At 51.6% G+C, this 21,895-nt stretch carries 21 protein-coding genes and 1 other annotated feature; of the genes, 8 read left to right on the forward strand and 13 right to left on the reverse strand.

What is annotated here, in order from left to right; all coding sequences use genetic code 11:
* Window positions 1-172: 172 nt before the first annotated feature.
* From trpA to J0X00_RS21185, 7 genes are all read right to left on the reverse strand, one after another.
* Window positions 173-979: a tryptophan synthase subunit alpha gene (trpA, locus tag J0X00_RS17995; RefSeq protein ID WP_282477380.1), complete on the reverse strand. Its 807-nt coding sequence runs from the start codon at window positions 977-979 to the stop codon at window positions 173-175.
* A complete protein-coding gene (gene trpB, locus J0X00_RS18000) occupies window positions 979-2,169 on the reverse strand; it encodes a tryptophan synthase subunit beta (protein WP_218563232.1) in 1,191 nt (396 codons plus the stop codon). The genes trpA and trpB overlap by 1 nt, the downstream gene beginning before the upstream one ends.
* A 49-nt stretch (window positions 2,170-2,218) precedes the next feature.
* Complete coding sequence (trpCF, locus tag J0X00_RS18005) at window positions 2,219-3,670, reverse strand: bifunctional indole-3-glycerol-phosphate synthase TrpC/phosphoribosylanthranilate isomerase TrpF (RefSeq protein WP_136484104.1); 1,452 nt, start codon at window positions 3,668-3,670, stop codon at window positions 2,219-2,221.
* Between the two features lie 7 nt (window positions 3,671-3,677).
* On the reverse strand, window positions 3,678-4,676 hold the full coding sequence (gene trpD, locus J0X00_RS18010) for an anthranilate phosphoribosyltransferase (protein WP_218563231.1): 999 nt from the start codon (window positions 4,674-4,676) through the stop codon (window positions 3,678-3,680).
* A 134-nt stretch (window positions 4,677-4,810) separates the two neighbouring features.
* Window positions 4,811-5,413 carry an aminodeoxychorismate/anthranilate synthase component II gene (locus J0X00_RS18015; protein WP_136484102.1) on the reverse strand — a complete coding sequence of 201 codons (603 nt, stop codon included), beginning with the start codon at window positions 5,411-5,413 and terminating at the stop codon, window positions 4,811-4,813.
* Window positions 5,414-5,424: 11 nt separating this feature from the next.
* Entirely contained in the window at window positions 5,425-6,990 is a 1,566-nt protein-coding gene (locus J0X00_RS18020) for an anthranilate synthase component 1 (RefSeq protein WP_282477381.1), read from the reverse strand.
* A gap of 103 nt (window positions 6,991-7,093) precedes the next feature.
* Window positions 7,094-7,196 (reverse strand) — a sequence feature (Trp leader region).
* Window positions 7,164-7,253 carry a Trp operon leader peptide gene (locus J0X00_RS21185; protein ID WP_322972733.1) on the reverse strand — a complete coding sequence of 30 codons (90 nt, stop codon included), beginning with the start codon at window positions 7,251-7,253 and terminating at the stop codon, window positions 7,164-7,166. It overlaps the preceding feature by 33 nt.
* 93 nt (window positions 7,254-7,346) lie before the next feature.
* Between J0X00_RS21185 and J0X00_RS18025 the strand changes: the two genes are divergently transcribed.
* The 4 genes from J0X00_RS18025 to J0X00_RS18040 all read left to right on the forward strand — a co-directional run bounded on the left by J0X00_RS18025 (window position 7,347) and on the right by J0X00_RS18040 (window position 11,291).
* Window positions 7,347-8,225: a PHP domain-containing protein gene (locus tag J0X00_RS18025; protein ID WP_136484099.1), complete on the forward strand. Its 879-nt coding sequence runs from the start codon at window positions 7,347-7,349 to the stop codon at window positions 8,223-8,225.
* Window positions 8,222-8,842, forward strand: coding sequence for an L-threonylcarbamoyladenylate synthase (locus J0X00_RS18030; RefSeq protein ID WP_136484098.1), 621 nt, complete (start codon window positions 8,222-8,224; stop codon window positions 8,840-8,842). The genes J0X00_RS18025 and J0X00_RS18030 overlap by 4 nt, the downstream gene beginning before the upstream one ends.
* A 120-nt stretch (window positions 8,843-8,962) precedes the next feature.
* Complete coding sequence (gene rluB / locus J0X00_RS18035) at window positions 8,963-9,901, forward strand: 23S rRNA pseudouridine(2605) synthase RluB (protein WP_136484097.1); 939 nt, start codon at window positions 8,963-8,965, stop codon at window positions 9,899-9,901.
* Between the two features lie 196 nt (window positions 9,902-10,097).
* Window positions 10,098-11,291: an ISL3 family transposase gene (locus J0X00_RS18040; RefSeq protein WP_282476786.1), complete on the forward strand. Its 1,194-nt coding sequence runs from the start codon at window positions 10,098-10,100 to the stop codon at window positions 11,289-11,291.
* A 125-nt stretch (window positions 11,292-11,416) separates the two neighbouring features.
* Here the strand turns inward: J0X00_RS18040 and cydC are convergent, their stop codons facing one another.
* The 3 genes from cydC to trxB form a co-directional block, all read right to left on the reverse strand.
* Window positions 11,417-13,138 (reverse strand): cysteine/glutathione ABC transporter ATP-binding protein/permease CydC, encoded by a 1,722-nt coding sequence (cydC, locus tag J0X00_RS18045; protein WP_282477382.1) that lies wholly within the window; start codon window positions 13,136-13,138, stop codon window positions 11,417-11,419.
* On the reverse strand, window positions 13,131-14,918 hold the full coding sequence (gene cydD, locus J0X00_RS18050) for a cysteine/glutathione ABC transporter permease/ATP-binding protein CydD (RefSeq protein WP_282477383.1): 1,788 nt from the start codon (window positions 14,916-14,918) through the stop codon (window positions 13,131-13,133). Before cydD ends, cydC begins: the two co-directional genes overlap by 8 nt.
* A gap of 123 nt (window positions 14,919-15,041) precedes the next feature.
* Window positions 15,042-16,001 carry a thioredoxin-disulfide reductase gene (trxB, locus tag J0X00_RS18055; RefSeq protein ID WP_136484094.1) on the reverse strand — a complete coding sequence of 320 codons (960 nt, stop codon included), beginning with the start codon at window positions 15,999-16,001 and terminating at the stop codon, window positions 15,042-15,044.
* Between the two features lie 375 nt (window positions 16,002-16,376).
* Between trxB and J0X00_RS18060 the strand changes: the two genes are divergently transcribed.
* The 4 genes from J0X00_RS18060 to J0X00_RS18075 all read left to right on the forward strand — a co-directional run bounded on the left by J0X00_RS18060 (window position 16,377) and on the right by J0X00_RS18075 (window position 19,640).
* Complete coding sequence (locus J0X00_RS18060; RefSeq protein ID WP_282477384.1) at window positions 16,377-16,718, forward strand: DUF4144 family protein; 342 nt, start codon at window positions 16,377-16,379, stop codon at window positions 16,716-16,718.
* A 38-nt stretch (window positions 16,719-16,756) separates the two neighbouring features.
* The gene (locus J0X00_RS18065; RefSeq protein WP_282477385.1) at window positions 16,757-17,158 is read left to right on the forward strand and encodes an ACT domain-containing protein; all 402 of its coding nucleotides are present in this window, start codon (window positions 16,757-16,759) and stop codon (window positions 17,156-17,158) included.
* A 134-nt stretch (window positions 17,159-17,292) separates the two neighbouring features.
* Entirely contained in the window at window positions 17,293-18,486 is a 1,194-nt protein-coding gene (locus tag J0X00_RS18070; RefSeq protein ID WP_282477386.1) for a sugar efflux transporter, read from the forward strand.
* Window positions 18,487-18,986: 500 nt separating this feature from the next.
* Window positions 18,987-19,640: a 2OG-Fe dioxygenase family protein gene (locus J0X00_RS18075; RefSeq protein WP_136484392.1), complete on the forward strand. Its 654-nt coding sequence runs from the start codon at window positions 18,987-18,989 to the stop codon at window positions 19,638-19,640.
* 91 nt (window positions 19,641-19,731) lie between these two features.
* On the opposite strand, the gene J0X00_RS18080 is transcribed toward J0X00_RS18075, so the two are convergent.
* The 3 genes from J0X00_RS18080 to J0X00_RS18090 all read right to left on the reverse strand — a co-directional run bounded on the left by J0X00_RS18080 (window position 19,732) and on the right by J0X00_RS18090 (window position 21,821).
* Window positions 19,732-20,562 carry a DUF2797 domain-containing protein gene (locus J0X00_RS18080; protein ID WP_282477387.1) on the reverse strand — a complete coding sequence of 277 codons (831 nt, stop codon included), beginning with the start codon at window positions 20,560-20,562 and terminating at the stop codon, window positions 19,732-19,734.
* A gap of 123 nt (window positions 20,563-20,685) precedes the next feature.
* Window positions 20,686-21,525, reverse strand: a complete 840-nt coding sequence (locus tag J0X00_RS18085; protein ID WP_282477388.1) for an ElyC/SanA/YdcF family protein — start codon at window positions 21,523-21,525, stop codon at window positions 20,686-20,688.
* Window positions 21,498-21,821 (reverse strand): DUF3392 domain-containing protein, encoded by a 324-nt coding sequence (locus J0X00_RS18090; RefSeq protein WP_168796980.1) that lies wholly within the window; start codon window positions 21,819-21,821, stop codon window positions 21,498-21,500. The genes J0X00_RS18085 and J0X00_RS18090 overlap by 28 nt, the downstream gene beginning before the upstream one ends.
* Window positions 21,822-21,895 lie beyond the last annotated feature (74 nt).

Below are 21,895 nucleotides of genomic sequence, written 5' to 3' on the forward strand. Positions count from 1 at the left end.
TTATTGACGTGAGTAGGATTTTTAAGCACACGAAAACGTTTGCTTTGAAGTTTTAAGTAAGTGAAATGTCAATGAACTAGCACAGTATAAGGAAGGAATAAAACGGGGACTTGTTAGTAAAGTGTTTGGTTTCTGACATGAGTAAGAAACCAAACACTTATCTTAACAGCATTTACCGATAAGTTGCTGCTTTCATATTACGGGTGAATTGTGCTAACTCTGTTAACATTTTCTCATCGTCACCCTGGTTGGTCTCGATAATTTTTACCACGGCTGAACCAGAGATAGCGCCGGCTGCGCCGGAAGCGATAGCCTGTTTAACCTGCTCCGGTTCGGAAATGCCAAAGCCAAGCAGAGAGGGTGGAGCATTATACTGGTTGAGTTTGTCCAGCTGAGTCAGGACCGGCATCTTAGCTTTAGTTTCGGTACCGGTGACACCGGCACGAGACAGCAGGTAAGTGTAACCACCACCGAGTTTGGCTACCGATTGCAATGTTTCATCACTCGCTGTCGGCGGTGCGATGAAAATTGGCTTGATACCGTATTTATTTGCCGCTGCGACAAATTCTTCACTTTCGTTGGTCGGGACGTCCGCCACCAACACCGAATCGATGCCCGCTTGCTGGCAACGTTGGTAGAAGTTGTCAACACCACGTGCGTAAACCAGGTTCGCATACATCAGCAGGCCAATTGGCAGTTCCGGATACTGAGCACGGATTTTACCAATCAGCTCAAAGCAGACACTCGGAGTCGTTTGGGCGTCCAGAGCACGAATATTTGCGCCCTGAATGGTCGGACCGTCCGCCAAAGGGTCAGAAAACGGGATACCCAGTTCCAGAGCATCAGCACCTGATTCGATCAGCGTTTGCATGATACGCAGTGATTGCTCCGGATTCGGATCGCCGATGGTGACAAACGGAACGAAAGCCCCCTGTTTGTTGTCAGCCAGACGCTGGAATAGCGATTGATAGCGGTCCATTAGATCTCTCCTTTTTCTTCTAAAATCTTCAACACGGTGAAGATATCTTTGTCACCACGGCCGGAAAGGTTAACCACCAGCAATTGTTCTTTATCAGGTTCGGCGTACGCCATTTTCACTGCCTGAGCCAGTGCATGCGAAGATTCCAGCGCAGGGATGATGCCTTCATTGCGGGCCAGTTTCTGGAATGCTTCCAGCGCTTCATCATCGGTAATGCTTTCGTATTCGGCGCGGCCAATCGCGTTCAGGTGAGCATGCTGCGGGCCGACTGACGGGAAGTCCAGACCAGCAGACACAGAGTAAGACTCTTCAATCTGACCGTCTTCGTCCTGCATCATCGGTGCTTTCATGCCGAAGTAAATGCCGGTTTTACCGTGTTTCAGCGGCGCGCCGTGCATGTCGGTATCAATACCTTTACCCGCTGGTTCAACACCAATCAGGCGCACTGACTCTTCTTCGATGAAATCGGCGAACATACCGATAGCGTTTGAACCGCCGCCGACACAGGCAATCACTGCATCCGGCAGACGCCCTTCACGCGCCAGGATTTGGTTCTTGGTTTCTTCACCGATAATGCGCTGAAATTCACGTACGATAGTCGGAAACGGGTGAGGGCCTGCGGCAGTACCCAGCAGGTAGTGCGCAGTTTCGTAGCTGCCAGACCAGTCACGCAGCGCTTCGTTACACGCATCTTTCAGCGTTGCGGAACCGGAATGAACCGGGATTACTTCCGCTCCCATCAGGCGCATACGGAATACGTTCGGGCTTTGGCGCTCGACGTCTTTCGCACCCATGTAAACGCGGCATTTCAGCCCCATCAGCGCACAAGCCAGAGCGGTGGCAACGCCGTGCTGACCTGCCCCTGTCTCTGCAATGATTTCCGTTTTTCCCATGCGTTTAGCCAGCAGAGCCTGACCCAGTACCTGGTTGGTTTTGTGCGCGCCGCCGTGCAGCAGATCTTCGCGCTTCAGGTACAGCTTGGTTTTGGTACCCTTGGTGATGTTTTGCGTCAGAGTCAGCGCGGTCGGACGACCCGCATACTCTTGCAGCAGGGACATAAATTCAGAACGAAATTCAGGATCTTCCTGTGCGTCGATAAAAGCCTGTTCCAGCTGGTCGAGTGCCGGAACCAGGATTTGTGGTACAAACTGACCACCGTATTCGCCAAAGTAGGCGTTTAATTTTGCCATGATCTTATTCCTTCAATAACCGTTTCTTGCGATTTATGGTTATGGTCAATTAGTAATTACGGATTTCGTTGAATGCCTGGCGCAGTTTGGCCATGTCTTTTTTACCCGGCTCGCTCTCAACTCCTGAGTTGAGGTCCAGACCGAGGCAGCCCAGCTGGGCCGCTTGTTTGACATTGTCCGGATTGAGGCCGCCGGCCAGCATAATGCGTTGTGGGTTGTCGATCAGGTTCCAGTCAAACACACGGCCGGTGCCGCCACTCTGGTTGCCCACTTTGGCATCAAGCAAGTGACGATCGACGTTATTCAGCATGGCTGGTAACGTGTCTTCGATGCCGTACGCCTTCCATACTTCAGTCTGCTCCGGCAGACGGGCGTTGAGTTCATCGACATAAGCCTGGTCTTCATCACCGTGCAGTTGGACGGCAAACAGACCCAGGTCAGTTGCGATATCAACGACAGCATCGATACTGTGATTCTGGAACACACCCACGTATTGCAGCGGCGCACCGCTCATGGTCATACGTGCGGTCTCGATATCAACGTAGCGTTTCGATTTTTCCACAAAAATCAGACCACCAAATGCCGCGCCAGCCTGATACGCTTTCACCGCGTCGTCGGCATGAGTCAGCCCACATACTTTGTTTTCACCCAGCACCACTTTACGTACGGCCAGTTCAACATTGTCCTGACTCATCAGTGAGCTGCCGATCAAAAAGCCATTGGCGAAGCGGGACAGGTCACGTACTTGCTGGTGAGTGTAGATACCGGACTCAGAAATCACTGTGGTACCTTTTGGCAGTTTCGGTGCCATTTGTTTGGTACGGTTAAGATCCGTCGTCAAATCGCGCAGGTTTCGGTTGTTGATACCGATAACTCGTGCCTGTAGTGCCACGGCGCGCTCCAGCTCTTCATCGTTGCTGACTTCTGTCAGCACGCCCATGCCCAGCTCGTGAGCCACGTTAGCCAGCTCACGGTAAGTGTCGTCATCCAGTACAGATAACATCAGCAGAATAGCATCGGCGCCGTAGTGACGAGCAAGATAAACCTGGTAAGTGTCGATCATGAAATCTTTGCACAGCACTGGCTGGGAAACCTGGGCACGCACGCGTGGCAGGAAGTCAAAACTGCCCTGAAAGTACTTCTCATCAGTCAGTACAGAGATGGCATTCGCGTACTGGTTGTAGACCGACGCGATGTAGTCCAGATCGAAATGCTGACGAATCAATCCCTTCGATGGCGATGCTTTTTTGCATTCCAGAATGAATACGGTGTTGTCGCCGCTGAGCGCATCGTAGAAGCTACGATCGGAAGCAGTCAGCAGAGATTTGAAGGTTTCCAGTGGTTGTGAGGCTTTGCGCTCAGCAACCCAGGTCACTTTGTCAGTGACGATTTTTGCCAGTACTTCGGCCATCTGGGCATTGTGCACCGAAATGTGCTCAGACAATTGTCCGGATGATGGGGTGTGTGCTTTGTTCTGTTCAGACACGTTTTGTTCAGACATCAGGGGATTAACCTCGCTCTGCTAGTTGTTGTACCAGATCAAACGCTTTGCCTGAGTTCATGACATCAATGGCTTGTTGTGCGTTGGCTTTCAAATCTTCAAAGCCAAACATGCGCAGCAACAGGGCAACGTTCACCGCCACTGCGGCGACCTGAGCAGATGTACCCTTGCCAGTCAGAATGTTTTCGATGATGAGGCGGTTTTCCTGTGGATCGCCACCTTCAATGGCTTGCAGCGGGTAGCTGTCCAGGCCAAAGTCTTGCGGCGTAAGGGTGTACTCGACAATTTTACCATCTTTGATTTCGGCAACCAGTGTCTCTCCATGAATTGCCACTTCGTCCAATCCTGAACCATGAACCACAGCGGCTCGTTTCAAACCCATTTGTACCATGGTTTCGGCGATAGGACGAACCAATTCTGGGCTGTATACGCCCATTAGTTGGATATTCGGGCGAGCCGGGTTAATCAGCGGGCCGAGAATGTTGAAAATGGTGCGGGTTTTCATGCTCTGACGCACTGGTGCCGCATGGCGGAAACCACCGTGATATTGCGGCGCAAACAGGAAGGCGACGCCGAGATCGTCCAGAGCCTGACGGGTATTCTGTGCGCTCATTTCCATGTTGATACCAAATGCGCTGAGCAGATCCGATGAACCGGATTTGCTCGATACGCCGCGGTTGCCGTGTTTGGCCACTTTGACCCCACAAGCTGCCGCAACGAACGCTGAGGTGGTTGAAATGTTGATGGTGTTAGCGCCGTCGCCACCGGTACCGACGATGTCGGCAAAGTCATAATCCGGGCGTGGAAAGGGGCTGGCATTCGCTACCAGGGCGCGTACTGCACCGACGATTTCGTCTGGTGTTTCACCTTTGATTTTCAGTGCGGTCAGCGCGGCAGCCATCAGAGGTTGCTCACACTCACCACGGATAATGTAGTCAAATAGTGCCTGGCTCTCATCCTGAGTCAGCGCCTGCTGTTCATACAGCTTATTAATGATCGCTTGCATTGCTTTCTCTCCGTATCCTGCCAGCTCGTTGATGTATATCAGTTATTCAGCGAGCGGTTAATCTTTTGTCTGTCGTGTTCGCGCCGGATCTGTCGTCTGCGAATTCGGTCTGACGTCAAATGAAAGGGACGTCGTTATGCTTTATCCATCGCCCAGTTAATCGCGTTCGCGAGCAGAGTCGCACCCTGAGTGGTCATGATGGATTCCGGGTGGAACTGGAAACCGCACAGTTTGTCGGCATCGTTGACGATCGACATCGCCAGGCCATCCACTTCAGCGGTGACGGTCAGGCTGTCCGGCACTTCGGTCGCAACCAGAGAGTGATAACGGGCAATGGCCAGCGGAGAAGGCAGCCCCTGATAAATCGGGTGCTGGTTATGCTCCATCATAGAGACTTTACCGTGTACGATTTCACCGGCACCAGCCACAACGCCGCCGTAGGCTTCCACCATAGCCTGGTGTCCGAGACAAATACCGATCATCGGTACTTTGCCTTTCAGGCGTTGCAGGATTTCCGGCATGGAACCCGCGTCCGATGGCGCACCCGGACCCGGTGACAGAACCACGACTGGGTTGTCGAGTTTGGCCACCGCCTGCTCAATCACATCGGCCGGGATGTGATTACGGTAGATGGTCACTTGATGGCCAAGAGAACGGAATTGATCAACCAGGTTGTAGGTAAAAGAGTCAAAGTTATCGATAAAAACGATATTGGCGGTTTGAGTTGTTTGCGTCATGTTGAGTCTCCTTACGCCTGGTGTGCAAATTGAATCGCGGAAATCACCGCCTGAGCTTTGCCTCGGGTTTCATCGGCTTCCGATTGTGGGTCAGAGTCATACACCACGCCCGCACCAGCCTGAACCTGGGCAATACCGTTTTCAACAAACGCAGAGCGAATGACGATACAGGTGTCTAAATCACCTTCACCAGTCAAGTAACCCACCGCGCCGCCGTAGCTGCCACGGCGTTCTTTCTCAACATCACGAATCAGCTGCATGGCGCGGATTTTCGGCGCGCCGGTCAGGGTGCCCATGTTCATGCAGGCCTGGTAAGCGTGCAGGGCATCCAAGTCACTGCGCAGTTGGCCAACTACGCGGGAAACGAGGTGCATTACGTGGCTGTAGCGATCAACTTTGAGCAGATCCGCCACGTGACGGCTGCCGGCTTCGGCAATACGCGCCACATCATTACGGGCCAGGTCAACCAGCATCATATGTTCGGCGTTCTCTTTCTTGTCGCAGCGCAGTTCCAGTTCCAGACGGCTGTCGAGATCGAAGTTAATCGAACCATCCGCATTTTTACCGCGCGGGCGGGTACCGGCGATCGGGTAGATTTCAATCTGGTTGGTGTCTGTTGCGTATTTCAGCGCGCTCTCCGGTGAAGCACCGAACAGGGTGAAGCGTTCATCCTGCATGTAGAACATGTACGGGCTCGGATTGCTCTCTTTCAGGCGCTGGTAAGCGGCCAGAGGGGAAGGGCAAGGCAGGAAGAAACGGCGTGATGGGACGACCTGGAAAATATCGCCTTTAATCACGTGATCTTTCAGATCGCGCACGATATCGCAGAACTGTGCGTCTTCAATATTAGTGGTCAGTTCAACGTTTGGCAGCTTAGTGGCCTGCGGCAGAGTCAGGTTCTGCGACGTTTGCGCTTTGATTTCTTCCTGACGGGCACGCAGCGTTGCTTTGACGGCACTGTCAGAGGTAAACGCCGTTGCCTGTAACTGGCAGGTCGCGGTCTGGTGGTCGATGATCATCAGGTTCTCAGACACATAGAACACGTAATCCGGACAGTCGTTGATTGCCGCGGCTTCACCGAGTGGTTCAAAGTTTGCCACCATATCGTAAGCAAACAGACCACCAAGGAAGAGCGCGTATTTATCTTTATCGCTAAGATCAAAGCTGTGCTGCACCAGGCGCAGCGCATCAAATGATGACGCTTCACGCAGGCGCGAATCTTCATCTAATGTATCGCATGGTGTGGTAAACGTCAGCGTCAGGGTTGACTCGCTGCGCTGGCTCGGGATGTCTGCCACAACGTTTTGCGCCAGAACGTCGATCAGAGCACGGCCGTTATCACTTAATGCCTGAAAGGTTACTTCGTGGCCGTAACAGATGATGCGTGCAGCGGCATCAACCAACAGCAGGCTTTTCAGGTTTTGTTTTGAGTCGATTTCGGCAGATTCCAGCAACAGGCAGTCTGTTTTACCTTCACACAAAGCGTGAAACAGTGCGGTTGGATCCTGGGTGTACGGCAACGTCGTATTCAGTACTTCAATGGTTGCGCGATTTTTGATTTCAATGGCCTTGTTCACAAGACCTCCTTATCTGAATTTTGCGTTTGCCGGTTGGGTTTGTTCGCTGTAATGCAGACTGATGTATGGAGCGAAACCCGACGAATAATATAATGAAAAATAAAATAAAAAGCCCGCTAAGTCAGCGGGCTTCTTGAAAGACGTTTCCTGTCAGACAGGTATACGCGAGCCCACTAAGAACTTGTCCAAGTGTGCCACCAGTTTAGCGCTGCAACAGCAGGGCTGAATTGGGGATTATGGTTTGCTGTAATTTCTAGTAACATGGGAACCTTAAACTGTGCTCTCGTATTTGTGTACTAGTAAACTAGTGCGGAGGTCGAAAGTCAAGCCCAAATAACCGGCAAATTAAAAAAATTATGAAAATTGACCTACACAGTCACACCACGGCATCTGATGGTCGTCTGAGTTTCGAGCAACTGATTGAAAGAGCGGTTGAATTTAACATCGATGTGCTGGCGATCACTGACCACGATACGGTCGATTCACTGCAACCGGCACGTGAGTATATTCAGTCCCGGCAACATGCGATTACCCTGATCAACGGGATTGAATTCTCGACCGTGTGGCAAAACAAAGACATTCATATTGTCGGCCTGAATATCGATATCCAAACGCCGGAGCTGCTGCGTTTAATTGAAGCGCAAAAAGCGCACCGTGTGGCGCGGGCGGAAATGATTGCCGAGCGTCTGGAAAAGGCGACCCGTGAAGGTGTTTTAGAAGAAGTGCAAGCCATTGCCGGCGATGCGCCGATCACGCGTGCCCATTTTGCCAAATGGCTGGTGGATGCCGGCTATGTGAAGAATATGCAGCAGGTATTTAAAAAATATCTGACCCGCAACAATCCCGGTTATGTGCCACCGAACTGGTGTACAATGAAGGACGCGATTGATGCTATCCATGCTGCCGGCGGCCAGGCGGTGCTGGCCCATCCGGCCCGTTACGATCTGACCACGAAATGGCTGAAACGCCTTATCGAGGCGTTCAGTGAAGCGGGTGGCGATGCGATGGAAGTGGCTCAGCCACAACAAGCGCCGCAAGAAAAACGCAATCTTGCCGATTATGCGATACAATACAATCTATTAGCTTCTCAAGGCAGCGACTTTCATTACCCGTCCCCGTGGATGGAATTAGGGCGCAATCTTTGGTTGCCTTCCGGAGTAGAACCTGTTTGGAAAGATTGGACCAATCTTTCCAAACATCCAGTCGAGAGACTCAATGATGAGGTATCACAATGAGCCAGTTTTTTTATGTGCATCCTGAGAATCCACAGACCCGTTTGATCAATCAGGCGGTAGCAATTATTCGCAATGGCGGTGTCATCGTTTACCCGACCGATTCCGGTTATGCGCTGGGTTGCCAGTTAGAAAATAAACATGCCCTGGAGCGTATCTGTCAGATCCGCCGTCTGGACGACAAACATAATTTTACTCTGCTGTGCCGCGATTTATCTGAGCTATCTTTATATGCACGCGTTGATAACACGGCTTTCCGCCTGCTGAAGAACAACACGCCGGGTCCTTACACCTTTATTTTTAAGGGCACCAAAGAAGTGCCGCGTCGCCTGATGAATGCAAAGCGTAAGACGATAGGTATCCGCGTGCCAGACAATAAGATCGCGCTGGATCTGCTGGAGGCACTGGGTGAGCCGCTGATGTCCACTTCGCTGATTCTGCCGGGTAACCAAACCACGGAATCGGATCCGGAAGAGATTCGCGATCGCCTTGAGCATGCGGTTGATGTCATTCTGGCCGGCGGCTATCTGGGCGAACAACCAACCACAGTGATTGATTTCAGCGAAGATGAAATGCAAGTGGTGCGTTTAGGTGCGGGCGATCCGACACCATTTGAGTAATCGAACAGGCGCTAATAAAAAGATGCTTTTTCGCGGATTTTTTGCGATAATACGCGACCGCGATTTTGAGATCGCATCTTGTTATTCGACGTCTGAGAAGACGACATCATAGGTAGATAAATGAGCGAAAAGTTACAAAAGGTTTTAGCACGTGCTGGTCATGGTTCTCGTCGTGAGCTGGAAGCTCTGATCCGAGCTGGGCGCGTAAGTGTTAATGGCAAGGTAGCTGTCCTGGGCGAACGCCTGGATGATGAAAACGCCATCGTGCGTATAGACGGACACGTTGTGTCAGCTAAAGCGCAGGAAGAAGTTGTATGTCGCGTTCTGGCTTACTACAAGCCGGAAGGTGAACTTTGTACCCGTCACGACCCGGAAGGTCGTCGTACGGTGTTTGATCGTCTACCAAAAATTCGTGGCTCGCGCTGGATTTCGGTGGGCCGTCTGGATGCCAACACCTCGGGGCTGCTGCTGTTTACCACTGATGGTGAGCTGGCAAACCGTCTGATGCACCCAAGTCGTCAGGTTGAACGTGAGTATCTGGTGCGTGTGTTCGGTGATGTGACTGAAGACAAAGTACGCAACCTGGTACGCGGCGTTGAGCTGGACGATGGTATGGCTCGTTTTGAAGACGTAGTCTACGCTGGCGGTGAAGGCATGAACCATACGTTCTACGTGGTGATCAACGAAGGCCGTAACCGTGAAGTTCGTCGTCTGTGGGAATCACAGGAAACGACAGTAAGCCGACTGAAGCGTGTGCGCTACGGTGACATCTTCCTGGATAAAAAACTGCCTCGTGGCGGCTGGATGGAACTGTCACTGAAAGACGTTAACTATCTGCGTGAGTTGGTCGAACTGAAGCCGGAAAACAGCACTATGCTGGATCTGTCGAAAGACAACACTTCTCGTAAACGTGAGCGTTCACGCAGCCAGAAGATTCGTCGTGCAGTTCGTCGCCATGAAGAGCGCGTCAGCACACCAGCCGGCGGTCGTGCCAACTCTCGTCGTAAAGAGGGTGGCTCTCGCGGTAAAGCAGCCAGTGAACCACGTAAAGGCCGTTAAGTCAGCCGCTCTGGTCTGAGTCTGGTTAATCGTAACCTGATGACAGCAGCAGTGATAAAACATATTGAATAGCAAAGCCCGGGCCATGCTCGGGTTTTTTATGGTTCATCGCGGATTAGCGGGAACTTAAAACAAAAACGGTAGTAAGTGATAAGGTTACATCGCCAAACACAACCTTACACAAACTACCGTTTTCATGCCGAATCATACTTTCCTATCATCGTTCTGGGAAGGCTTTCATGTCGTAAAGTCTGTACAAACGTCTTCTCTCATCACGATTACTCTCCAACCCAGCACAACTGCTCGATGTTCATGTGGGCAACATGTTCAAGCCATACATGATTATCAGTGGCGCACGATTAAGGAAGCGATGATTCTCGGCGTACCCGTCGAGCTATCCCTACAAACAAGGCGTATCAAGTGCCCTGACTGCGGTATCAAAACCGAATCTATTTCTTGGCTTGAACCTTTTGCTCGCCTGACTAACCGCTTAAGAAGTTACATTGAGCAGTTGTTGCCTCTTCTTCCTATCAAACATATTGCCCAGATGACGGGGGTTCATTGGCATACGATTAAGGCGATAGATAAGCGTCGGCTGCAACATGTGGTGCCAGAGGTTAACTGGGCAGAGCTGAGACAACTGGTCATGGATGAGTTTGCTCTCTTCAAGGGACATCGTTATGCCACTGTTATCGCGGATGCTAAGACGCATCAAGTGCTTTGGATAGGCGTCGGACGCAGCCGAAAAGATATCCGTCCCTTCTTTGAATTACTCGGTGAGCATAGCCAGAACATAGAAGCGGTTGCAATGGATATGAATACGGCTTTCGACTTTGAAGTGCAGCAACATTGTCCTAACGCCCGCATTGTGTACGACTTATTCCACGTGGTCGCCAAATTTGGCCGGGAAGTGATGGATAGAGTCAGAGTTGACCAAGCTAATCAACTCAAACAGGACAAGAAAACGCGCCAATGGGTGAAACGTTCACGCTGGGTTCTCCTCAAAAACAGAGCTAATTTAGACGGTAAGCAGGAGAGCTATCTGAGTGAGATACTGAGCATGAACAAGGACTTAATGGTGACGTATTTACTTGGCTCTCAGCTTAAAGAGTTATGGAGGTGCCAGTCGGAAAGAGAAGCGGAAGACTTATGGGACGTATGGTGGGAGCAAGTTCAAGAAAGCGGGATCAAGCCGCTTATGGACTTCGCGAGAAAGCTCAAACCGTATCTTCATGGCATCGTTGCTTCTGCAAGCTACCCACTCAATACCTGTACGCTCGAAGGGATAAACAACAAGATAAAGTTAATCAAACGAATGGGCTACGGTTACCGAGATATCGATTACTTTTTTTTAAAGATAAAAGCGGCTTTCCCCGGAAAGCCGCGATGAACCTTTTTTATTGCCGTTGGATTATTTTACTGCCGCTGGATCGTTTTAAGACTGGCGTTGTTCAGGCAAGAAAAAGCCCCGCGGATAAGCGGGGCTGAGGTTAAGCAGCACTGATACGGTTTAGGTTACAGCGTCTGATTGAGCTGGAAGTAACGGCCTTGCTCGGCCAGCAACTGATGATGGTTGCCATGCTCGACAATCTCGCCCTGTTCAATCAGGCAAATGGTATCCATCTTTTCCAGTTCCACCAGACGGTGGGTGATGAAGATGACCGTTTTGTTGGTAAAGTGCGACTCAAACAGCGCCATGATTTGCTTTTCGGTCTGCTTGTCGAGACCTTCGGTTGGCTCATCAAGCAGCAGAATCGGGCCGTTGTGCAGCAGTGCACGGGCGATACCGATACGGCGTTTTTCACCCCCGGACAGCTGACGACCCGCGTCACCCAGCCAGGCATCCAATCCCGGAGCATCAAGCAGTTTACCAAGGCCGACTCGTTGCAGAGTTTCACTCAGCAGGGCATCATCGGCATCCGGTTTGGCCATGATCAAATTGTCACGCAGCGTGCCGTTTAGGATATCAACGCGCTGGCTGACCACGCTGATCGCCGCGCGCAGGTCGCTTTCATTCCAGTCTTGCAGTCGGGTTCCGGCAATGCGGACTTCACCTTGCTGTACATCCCAGTAGCGGCACAGCAGCTGGATCAGGGTCGATTTACCCGAGCCCGTCTGACCGACGATGGCGGTTTTGTGGCCGGCCGGAATGGTCAGGCTGACATCACGCAGGACTGGCTGCTCGCTGTCGTTGTACGCAAAGCCGATGTTATCAAACGCGATATCAAACTGGCCCGAGTGGCGGGTAGTGTCCGTTGGGAATACCACATCCGGTTCGGCTAAAATCACCTCATTAAGACGACGCGCTGAAGTCAGGGTTTGGCCCAGATATTGGAACGCTCCGGCAATCGGCATCAGCAGCTCAACACTGGCCATCGTCGCGAATACCACTAGCGCAATCATAGGATCCGGTGCCTGACCGTTAACGCCGTCTGCGGCGAGCCATAGCATCAGGACCAGAGTCCAGCCGTTAGCCAGCATCAGCAGGGCAGAGGCCAGGCCGTTAAAGCTGGCGTTGAGTTTCTGGTTAGCCAGCAGTTTTTCCTGTGCGGTGTAAATCGCTGCGCGATAGCGTGCTTCAGCGCCAAAGATGGTCAGTTCGCTGTAACCTTGCAGCCAGTCCAGGGTCGCGACACGCATGTCGGCTTTATTTTGGGTCAGCTCGGCACCATTGCGTTTACCCAGTTTGTAAAACAGCACCGGCCAGGTCAGCAGCAGAAGCAGCAGGATGGCGCCCAGCGTCAGGCCAAGGGTTTGATCAAACCAGCAGATTAACGCGGTCAGGCCAGCTACACCAAGTACACCAATGGTGACCGGGCTGATAAGGCGCAGGTAAACATGGTCCATCGCATCGATATCTGCCACCAGACGGTTGAGCAGATCCGCATCGCGCAGGTTAGACACGCGGCCCGGGATCATTGGCGCCAGTTTCTGGAAGAAAAAGATGCGCAGATCGGTCAGCAGCTTAAACGTGGCGTTGTGGCTGACCACGCGCTCACCCCAGCGACCGGCAGTACGGCCCATTGCAAAACCACGCACAAATGCGCCGGGCAGCATGTAGTTAAAGGTTTCGCGCGCAACGGTCAGGCCGGCCACCGCAGCGGCGGACAAGAACCAGCCGGACAGGGTAAGCAGGCCGATAGACGCGCCCAGAGTGGCGAGGCCAAGCAGCATGCCCAGCGTCAGACCAAACCAGTGCTTTTTATACAGTTTCAGGTAGGGTAATAAATCACGCATCTAAGTTCCCCTTATCGGCTTCGTGCAGCGCCTGGTTAGACGCCAGCATATCGGCAAACAGTCCTGGTTGCTGGCTCAGCGCAGTAAAATCGCCGACCTGGACCAGGGCGCCATCCTGCATCACCAGAATCTGACTGACAGATTGCAGTGGCAGTAACTGGTGTGTCACCAGCAGCGCGGTTTTGTGGGTGATTTGTTGAGTCAGACCTTGCATTACCAGTTGCTCACTGCGGGCATCTAGACTGGCGGTAGGTTCATCCAGTAGCCAGAAGCGGCCTTGTTGCAGCATCGCACGCGCCAGAGCAAGACGTTGAGCCTGACCGACTGACAGGCCTCCGGAGCGGTCGCTGATCGGGTAATCCAGGCCCTGTTTGTTGACAAACTCAGCGGCAAAGGAGTGCTCAAGTACCTCTTGCACCTGGTTGTCACTGATGTTGGATTTGCCCAGGGTAATGTTTTCACGAATGGTGCCGTGTACCAGTAGCGGGTTCTGACCGACCCAGCTGATGTGTTTACGCCAGCTGGCGTGATCAAGCTGACTAAGCTCGGTGCCGTTGATGGTCAGGCTGCCGTCATAAGGCATAAAACCGAGAAGCGCGTTAATCAGGCTGGTTTTACCGGCACCACTCGGGCCGACCAGGGCGGTTGTTTCGCCGCGATTGAGGCGGAATGAGACCGGACCAACCAGGCGCTGACCTTCGGGGCTGAACACCTGCAGATCAGTGGCAATGATTTCGACATCATCCGCATCCTGCATTTGCGCAGAGCCGGATTGGACTTTGCTGACGTCGATATCAAGAAACTCGACGATGCTTTCAGCGGCGCCAACGGCTTGCTGTCTGGCATGGTAGAACGTACCCAGATCGCGCAGCGGTTGATAAAATTCCGGTGCCAGCACCAGAATGAAAATACCGGCGAACAGGGTCACACCAGCGCCGTAGTAGCCAAAGTCCAGCTCACCGATGAAGCTGAAACCAAAGTAAACCGCGGTAATGGCGATAGAAACCGAAGTGAAAAACTCCAGTACAGCGGAGGAGAGAAACGCTATCCGCAACACATCCATCGTACGCTTACGGAATACTTCCGAAGCGCCCCGCATCTGCTCGGTTTCCGCAGCAGTGCGGTCAAACAGACGAATGGTGGTCATTGATTGCAGGCGGTCGTAAAAATGGCCGGACAGGCGCTGCAGCGCTTTGAAGTTTTTGCGCCCTGCGTCGGCCGCTTTAATACCGACCAGTGCCATAAACAGCGGCACTAATGGCGCGGTGATCAGGAAGATCAAACCCGCAGCCCAGTTGACCGGGAATACCACGACAAGAATCACAAACGGGATCAGCACAGACAAGGACATTTGCGGCAGGTAGCGGGCAAAGAAGTCATGCATATTTTCGACCTGTTCCAGGGTCAGCGTCGCCCAGGCACCCGCCGGTTTGCCTTTAATATAGGCAGGCCCAAGGGTGCGCAGTTTGTCGAAAATCAGTTGCCGGATGTAGATCCGGATCTCTTTGCCGGCACGAAAGCCAGCCAGTTCGCGGCCCCAGGAGCACGCGGCGCGTATTGCAATGATGACGATCAGTCCCGCAAAGTAGGGGACTAACTCATACTTGTCGACATGTTGAATGATGAGCTGATGTAATACCGAGGCGAGCAGAGCGGCTTGCGCGAGCAAAAACACACTGGATAATACGCCTAGCCCAATAGCCAGCATTAACCAGCGCTTGGCCAGTTTGCTCTGCTGTTTGAGCCAGATATTCAAGCTCCGTTGCTTTTTCTTATCCATATACTTGAAGGCTTATCTTGAATTCTTATGATTTTGAAAGTGGGCTAGTATACAAAAGAAAACCCGGTGGATATACCACCGGGTTTGCTGCTAACTTGTCAAAACTGAAAAATAATCTTGTAATTATTTGTCGTTCAAACCGTCCAGGAAACGCTCTGCATCCAGTGCAGCCATACAACCGGTTCCGGCTGAAGTAATCGCCTGACGGTAGTTGTGATCCATCACGTCGCCCGCGGCAAACACACCTTCGATGCTGGTTTGGGTTGCGTTGCCTTCCAGACCCGATTTAACCACGATGTAGCCGTCTTTCATTTCCAGCTGACCTTCGAAAATCGCCGTATTTGGCTGGTGGCCGATGGCGATGAAGGTACCCATAACATCAAATTCTTCCGTCTGTTCTGACTGAGTGTCTTTCAGGCGCACACCGGTGACACCCATGTCGTCGCCCAGCACTTCTTCCAGAGTACGGTTGGTGTGCAGCACGATGTTGCCGCTTTCCACTTTATCCATCAGACGGTTAATCAGGATTTTTTCCGCGCGGAACGTGTCACGGCGGTGAATCAGGTGCACTTCGCTGGCGATGTTCGACAGGTAAAGCGCTTCTTCTACTGCTGTGTTACCGCCGCCGACTACGGCAACTTTCTGGTTACGGTAAAAGAAACCGTCACAGGTTGCACACGCAGAGACGCCGCGGCCCTGGAAAGCTTGCTCTGATTCCAGACCCAGGTACTTGGCTGATGCGCCGGTCGAGATGATCAGTGCATCACAAGTGTATTCGCTGCTGTCGCCTTTAAGGCGGAAAGGGCGCTGTGAAAAATCAACCTGGTTGATGTGGTCAAACACGATTTCAGTTTCAAAACGTTCGGCGTGTTCTTTCATACGGTCCATCAGAGCAGGGCCGGTCAGGCCTTCTGCATCGCCCGGCCAGTTTTCGACTTCAGTCGTTGTGGTCAACTGACCACCTTGCTGCATACCTGTTACCAGAACAGGATTAAGGTTAGCGCGCGCTGCGTACACGGCTGCCGTGTAGCCTGCAGGGCCCGAACCCAGAATAAGAAGTTTGCAATGTTTCACGTCGCTCATGATTGCTCCACTTTAGAAGTGCTCAGTAAATTGCAACGATTGTAGGAAATCTGGGACGGTAATAAAAGCATAAAGGGGCATCGTAACTGTAATTAATCGTTATTAGATAGAACTTGATGCTTAGCAAAATATGTTTAAATTCAATAGGGTTGTCGTTTTTTTGCCCAAGTGGTCCGGTTCTGCATTTTAGTGAGTAATTGTTAACCTACGCTGGATTTGTTGCCAGTCAACGTTATCGATGGTGAACTGCGGCGCGTGGGAAGTCCTTGGTTTTCATCGTTGCTGTTGTCAGTAACGCACGGAGGTTGAGTTATTACTTGCACAGCTGTTGTAATCAGGCGTATGTTTGGCGCTGATGCTAAGCGGAGTGTACCCATGATAAAATGGCCTGCGCTGCTCAAACTAGACGGTGATGATGAACTGCTTTATCTCGCCTCCGAGCAGCAATTTATTGAAGAATGTGCAGAGATGATCGTCGGTGAGGGCGATCATGTGATTGATTGTTGTGGTCAGAGCTTTGCCATTGTGAGTTGTGCGGCCATTGTGAGTTGCGCGAACAGCGCACAAGACATTGAATTGCGCCCGACCGGCAAGCGCTATGGTGCGGAACAAGTGTGTCAGTTAATTCAGGCTCATGAGTTTGCTGCTGCTCAGGTGTGTGTGACCAAAATTTATTTCCCTACCGTCGAGCAAGCCGTTAAAGCGATGGCATTCTGAATAGCGACAGAGACGTACTGACCAGACAGGAACCTAATATGACCGGTATCACCGCACTCGATCAACTGCTGCGTAGTATGCAACCTGAACTATTAAACGGTGAGATGGTCTTCTGTACAGTGGCGGGTCAAATGGCAGATTATGTCGGCTTGGAGCCTGTGGCGATGATTCGTGAAAGGGAAGGTCTGACGCTGCTGGTCAGTAAAGCGCAGGCTGAGCAACAGGGTTGGCCGGTGGAAAGCTGCTTTCGTCAGATTTCACTCTCGGTTCATTCCAGCCTGGAAGCGGTCGGTTTAACCGCGGCGGTGGCATCTTGTCTGGCGCAGCGCGGGATCAGTGCCAATGTCATTGCGGCCTATTATCATGACCATATTTTTGTTCCGGCGCATCAGGCCGGGCAGGCTTTAGCGGCATTGCAGGCTTTGTCATCAGAGAGGTAAATGCTCAACCGAGCATGGTTTACCGTTCGACACATAATTTATCGTCTGCCCCCCAATTTACTGCCTGACTAATAAAGTGCGAACCATCTCGGTTGACGTCATTAACCGCGCAGCTAAGCGCAAAGGATACTCAGTTGTTAAAAAACCAAACCGTGGTGCTGTTTTTAACCAATGGCATTACAGCGCTGGCGTTCGCGCTGGTGTTACCGGTCATGAGTCTGTTTCTGGTCAGTGGGCTGCACACCGAGCCTGCTTATATTGGTATTTATACTACGCTGACGGCTTTAATGACGGTACTGGTCAGTCAGAAAATGACCGGGCTGATTGACAAAGGGGTTCCGGGTAAACGGTTGCTGCTGATCTCTCTGACGGGGATTGTGGCTGCGGCGTTAGGGTTTTCTGTGGCCAGCGAATTCTGGCAGGCGTTACTGGTCGGGTGTTTGCTGATGCCGTTCGCCTCGTCATCGATTCCGTTGATCCTGACCATCATTCGTCATTACGCTGACGCGAGTGGTAAAAACAGCACTAAGCTCAACTCACAAATGCGTTCATCGGTTTCCATGTTGTGGGTGTTTGGCCCGCCATTGGCATTTCTCTCAGTCGACCAGCTTGGTTTTGCCGCCAACTTTCGCACTTCTGCGCTGATCGCGGTACTGGTGATGATATGGGTGACTTTGGTTTTGCAGCAGCCCAAGCCAGAGCAAGAGGATCATCAGCAACAGAGCAAAACGGGTGCTATCGCTGACAGCCGGCTGGGTTATGAGGTCTGGATGTTGGGCGCGGTGATGTTACTGGCCAACATGGCCAACAGCGCTTATATCAACACTATGCCGTTGTATCTGACCAAAGATCTTGGCTTGTCGACGGCTTATCCGGGCTGGTTGATGGGAGCGGCCGCGGCAGTGGAAATCCCGGTCATGCTGCTGGTGGCCGGATGGGCCGTGAAAGTCGGCAAGCTATGGATTATGAAGGCCGCCTTTGTGTGTGCCATGGTTTATTATGTCTCGGTTTATTTTAGCTCCTCGGTCTGGACTATTTTGGCACTGCAACTGCTAAACGGCCTGTTTTTCGGTATTTTTGCCGGTCTCGGCGTGACGTTGATGCAGGACTATGCCGGCAAAAATATCGGTAAAGCATCGGCGTTTTACACCAACGCGATGTTAGTCGGTACCATGCTGGGGACGAGCAGTATGGGGCTGGTGTCGCAGTATTTTGGTTTCAAAGCGCCATTTTTGCTTTGCCTGCTGAGTATCGTGCTGGCCTTTGCGGTGATGAGCGGATTTGAGAAGCGGGTCGGCGGCGAGCAAGCGCAACCGCAGACCGAGTAAATTTTGTCGATCGCCCGGTTGTGCCGGGCTTTTTTATCCCTGGTCATCCCGGCGGTTGCGTTTATCCTCCGAGTCGCTGTGCTTACCCCGGAGCGCGTATCCCGGAGCGGCTGCGCCGAGCCCCAAACAGTGTTTTATTCTGGTTGATCTGATGATGTGTGGTTATATTGCGATTTGTGCAGAATTTAATTCTGCAGTGCTAATCGAAAGTCGTAAACGGAATAATATAGGTTAATAAAGTCTGATCTTATTTATATTACTGATTAATATTGATTTATTATTTTATTGGTGAAAAGCTTTGCTTTCTTAGCTATCGATACCGCTAAATTGGTCCTAAATGCTAATATTTCCTTATATATTAGTTAATAATGTTAATTTATTTAATATATTGGTTTTATTTATTGTTTAAAGTTGATCTTACGACATGATTGCGTATTCTTGGTTGTGAAATATTTGTTAATTCACTCGCTGATCAATGTATATTCCTCATGGAGTCGATGATGTTACATTCTCACCAGAATACGCTACATATAACCAAATTAAGTCTTAACTCAGTGAGCCAGCTGGCTCCCTCTTTTGTCGATTTGCCTCATACCGCTCATGCGGACGGACAGTACCGTCTGCGCCGTTACTCAGTGATCAATTTTATCGCTGGTCAGGTGGTTGATACTGGTAAAAATGAGTTCATGCAGACCGACAAATTTAATCACTTTCAAGGCAATATCGCCCGTCAGTTTGAACCAGTTCTTGCGGCTACATTAGACAGTGAGGGCATGCGGGAAATGTGTGCACTGTTTGTGGCGGCCAATGGTTTACCGGATGGTCAGGAGATTGAGATTCATCAGATTCGCATCGCGACCGTGTACCAGGAAACGCAAGTAGCGCCTGAAGGTGTCCATCAGGACGGGTTCGATCATATCGCTATTGTGGCTATCGATCGTCATAACATCGAGGGCGGGGATATTCTGCTGTACCAGAATTGTGATGAAGAGCCTTTCTTCCGTAAAGTGTTGAGCAATGGTGAAATTGCGATGCTGGCGGATAACCAGTTGTGGCACAATGCTCAGCCGATTCGAGCCTGTAATGACAACCGCGGCCACATGGATCTATTTGTGCTGACGGCAAAGCAGGGGCGATGCGCGCTACGTTCATGAACTGTGGGGATCGGGACGAATAACAAGGGCCCGTTCGCGGGCCCTTGCTGATTATTCGACAGCTCACCTTGTCATTGGCTCAATAGCTCAGTCAGACGTCGCTGCTCACTTCGACTTCGTATGAGGTGAATTTGCGAATGTTAATCACGCCGGTATCGAGGATCAGGTATTGTCCTTTGATGCCTTGCAGCACGCCGCTGACCAGCGGCTCTTTGTCAAAATTGTGCGAGGTGATCTTGGTCGGGTGCGCTTCAACCGGATAAGCCAGTTCAGTTGGCGCATCACTCACTTCGACAATCGCATCATCACCAAAGCGCTGTTTCAGCTCGGCGATTTTATCTGCCAGCAAAGGTTTCAGCTCGGCTGCGCGCTCTTCCAGCGGCAGTGGTTCACCATCGCCTTTCAGCAGGGTACGCCAGTTGGTTTTGTCGGCGATGTGCTGCGCCAGTTCTACTTCCAACAAGCCGGAAATCTGACGGGTTTTAACTTTATACAGCGGCAGGCCCTGTGTGGCCCCTTGGTCAATCCAGCGCGTCGGGATCTGGGTATGGCGGGTGATGCCGACCTTCAGGCTTGAGGTGTTCGAGAGGTAGACGTAATGGTCAACCATACAATGGCTCAGTGCCCAGTCCGGTTCGCGGCAGGTGCCCTGGTCAAAGTGGCAGGTTTCAGGCTTCATGATACACATGTCGCAGCTGGCCAGCTTTTTCATGCACACAAAGCAGTGGCCTTGCGAGTAACTCTTTTTGGTTTTTTTCCCGCATGAACAGCAGTAGATATTGCCGGTGTGTTGCAAAGTGATGGTGTGGCCGATCAAAGGGTTAAGATCGATTTCGGCATCACCGACTGGCAGTCGGTACGAGACAACTCCATCTAAATCGGCGCGCATTTTATCCAGTACGCCGGTTGCGATTAGTGACATGACATTACTCTTGGTTGATGTATTTATTATTGGCTGAGCGCTCGCTAAGGTCAGCATCGGCCTGCGGCGCCCAGCTCTTAGGATAGTTTATCAGAAAACAGCGGGTAGGCGGCAGTGTGTCTGCTATCGCGCGCTGTCTGTGGCTGATGAGGGAACGGTATCTGTCGCGGACTGAGCCGCACCGTCCGCGGCGGAGTCCGCGCTGGTTTCTGCAGCTGAAACTGTGGCTTGCGGCGGCTGCGCGGGATCCTGTATCTCGATCGGCTCTTTCGGGCCGAGGAATTTTGGCTGGGTATCGAAGATATACAGATCAAAAAACGCCTTGGTGCGGGCAAACACTTCGCGCAGACGCACCTGGAAGCCAGAGTGATTCGACGGGCCGGCGACGGCAAGACACTTGGCATGAATGTCATGGTGCTCGGCAATAAACAGTGCCCGTTCGCAGTGGAAACGCTGGGTGATAATCAGAAAATCATCAGTATCGAAAATCCGTTTGGCGCGTACGATCGAGTCGAGAGTACGGAACCCGGCGTAATCGAGATAAATCTGCTGATCCGGTACGCCGGCTTTGAGCAGATCGCGCTTCATAGTCCACGGCTCATTATACGAGCGATGAGCATTGTCACCGCTGAGCAGAAAGCCGTTCACTTTTCCCTGCTGGTAAAGCTCAATCGCAGCGCTAATGCGGTGCGTGTAGTAATCGTTAAGCGTGCGTCCCAGGTACTTGCTGGTGCCGAGCACCACCGCTACCTGAAACTTAGGAACCTGGGTAATATCATTGATGATTTTATCGCTGGCTTGCCAACTCACCCAACGGTCAATTGAGAAGATTAATACAACTCCGGCCAGCAGGCTGAGCAGGGCGCGGCGCAGCCACACACGCCACCGCATGCGACGCAGCAGGGTTGTGCAGCGAGTCAGGATAACTCTGGGGTTTAAATTTGACGGTTTCTTTGTGCCCATAGGCCAATTACAACAAAGCTGATGAAAATAATGGCAAACATCATGCCTTGCTCTAAATCAGAAAGTGTCCGAGTCAGGTAAGGGCTTGCTTTAATTATGATTAATCCATAACCAAACGCGTTAATCATAATAAAAATAACGGTACGCACGATAAAGTGCTGGTTGCGCAGCAAACGGCGCAGCAGGGCGTTGATTTCACCGCCACACATCACCAGCAAGCAGGCGATCAGTGCGGTAGAAATTTCACTGAGGTAGGGCGCGATGTAATGCCCGGCCGGGGCGAAAAAACTCATCATATCCGTATCTGTCTTTAATGATCCCTGTGACGGAACAAAATCGCGGCACTATGGTATGCAAAAGGATGCAATTC

The sequence above is a fragment of the Vibrio sp. ABG19 genome (genome assembly GCF_029962385.1).
Taxonomy (GTDB): Bacteria; Pseudomonadota; Gammaproteobacteria; order Enterobacterales; family Vibrionaceae; genus Vibrio; species Vibrio ostreae.

Bases quoted from the DNA above. Each gene is read 5' to 3' on its own strand.
- trpA (WP_282477380.1), bottom strand. From the start codon at position 979: ATGGACCGCTATCAATCGCTATTCCAGCGTCTGGCTGACAACAAACAG.
- trpB (WP_218563232.1), bottom strand. From the start codon at position 2,169: ATGGCAAAATTAAACGCCTACTTTGGCGAATACGGTGGTCAGTTTGTA.
- trpCF (WP_136484104.1), bottom strand. From the start codon at position 3,670: ATGTCTGAACAAAACGTGTCTGAACAGAACAAAGCACACACCCCATCA.
- trpD (WP_218563231.1), bottom strand. From the start codon at position 4,676: ATGCAAGCGATCATTAATAAGCTGTATGAACAGCAGGCGCTGACTCAG.
- J0X00_RS18015 (WP_136484102.1), bottom strand. From the start codon at position 5,413: ATGACGCAAACAACTCAAACCGCCAATATCGTTTTTATCGATAACTTT.
- J0X00_RS21185 (WP_322972733.1), bottom strand. From the start codon at position 7,253: ATGTTACTAGAAATTACAGCAAACCATAATCCCCAATTCAGCCCTGCT.
- J0X00_RS18025 (WP_136484099.1), top strand. From the start codon at position 7,347: ATGAAAATTGACCTACACAGTCACACCACGGCATCTGATGGTCGTCTG.
- J0X00_RS18030 (WP_136484098.1), top strand. From the start codon at position 8,222: ATGAGCCAGTTTTTTTATGTGCATCCTGAGAATCCACAGACCCGTTTG.
- rluB (WP_136484097.1), top strand. From the start codon at position 8,963: ATGAGCGAAAAGTTACAAAAGGTTTTAGCACGTGCTGGTCATGGTTCT.
- J0X00_RS18040 (WP_282476786.1), top strand. From the start codon at position 10,098: ATGCCGAATCATACTTTCCTATCATCGTTCTGGGAAGGCTTTCATGTC.
- cydC (WP_282477382.1), bottom strand. From the start codon at position 13,138: ATGCGTGATTTATTACCCTACCTGAAACTGTATAAAAAGCACTGGTTT.
- cydD (WP_282477383.1), bottom strand. From the start codon at position 14,918: ATGGATAAGAAAAAGCAACGGAGCTTGAATATCTGGCTCAAACAGCAG.
- trxB (WP_136484094.1), bottom strand. From the start codon at position 16,001: ATGAGCGACGTGAAACATTGCAAACTTCTTATTCTGGGTTCGGGCCCT.
- J0X00_RS18060 (WP_282477384.1), top strand. From the start codon at position 16,377: ATGATAAAATGGCCTGCGCTGCTCAAACTAGACGGTGATGATGAACTG.
- J0X00_RS18065 (WP_282477385.1), top strand. From the start codon at position 16,757: ATGACCGGTATCACCGCACTCGATCAACTGCTGCGTAGTATGCAACCT.
- J0X00_RS18075 (WP_136484392.1), top strand. From the start codon at position 18,987: ATGTTACATTCTCACCAGAATACGCTACATATAACCAAATTAAGTCTT.
- J0X00_RS18080 (WP_282477387.1), bottom strand. From the start codon at position 20,562: ATGTCACTAATCGCAACCGGCGTACTGGATAAAATGCGCGCCGATTTA.
- J0X00_RS18085 (WP_282477388.1), bottom strand. From the start codon at position 21,525: ATGGGCACAAAGAAACCGTCAAATTTAAACCCCAGAGTTATCCTGACT.
- J0X00_RS18090 (WP_168796980.1), bottom strand. From the start codon at position 21,821: ATGATGAGTTTTTTCGCCCCGGCCGGGCATTACATCGCGCCCTACCTC.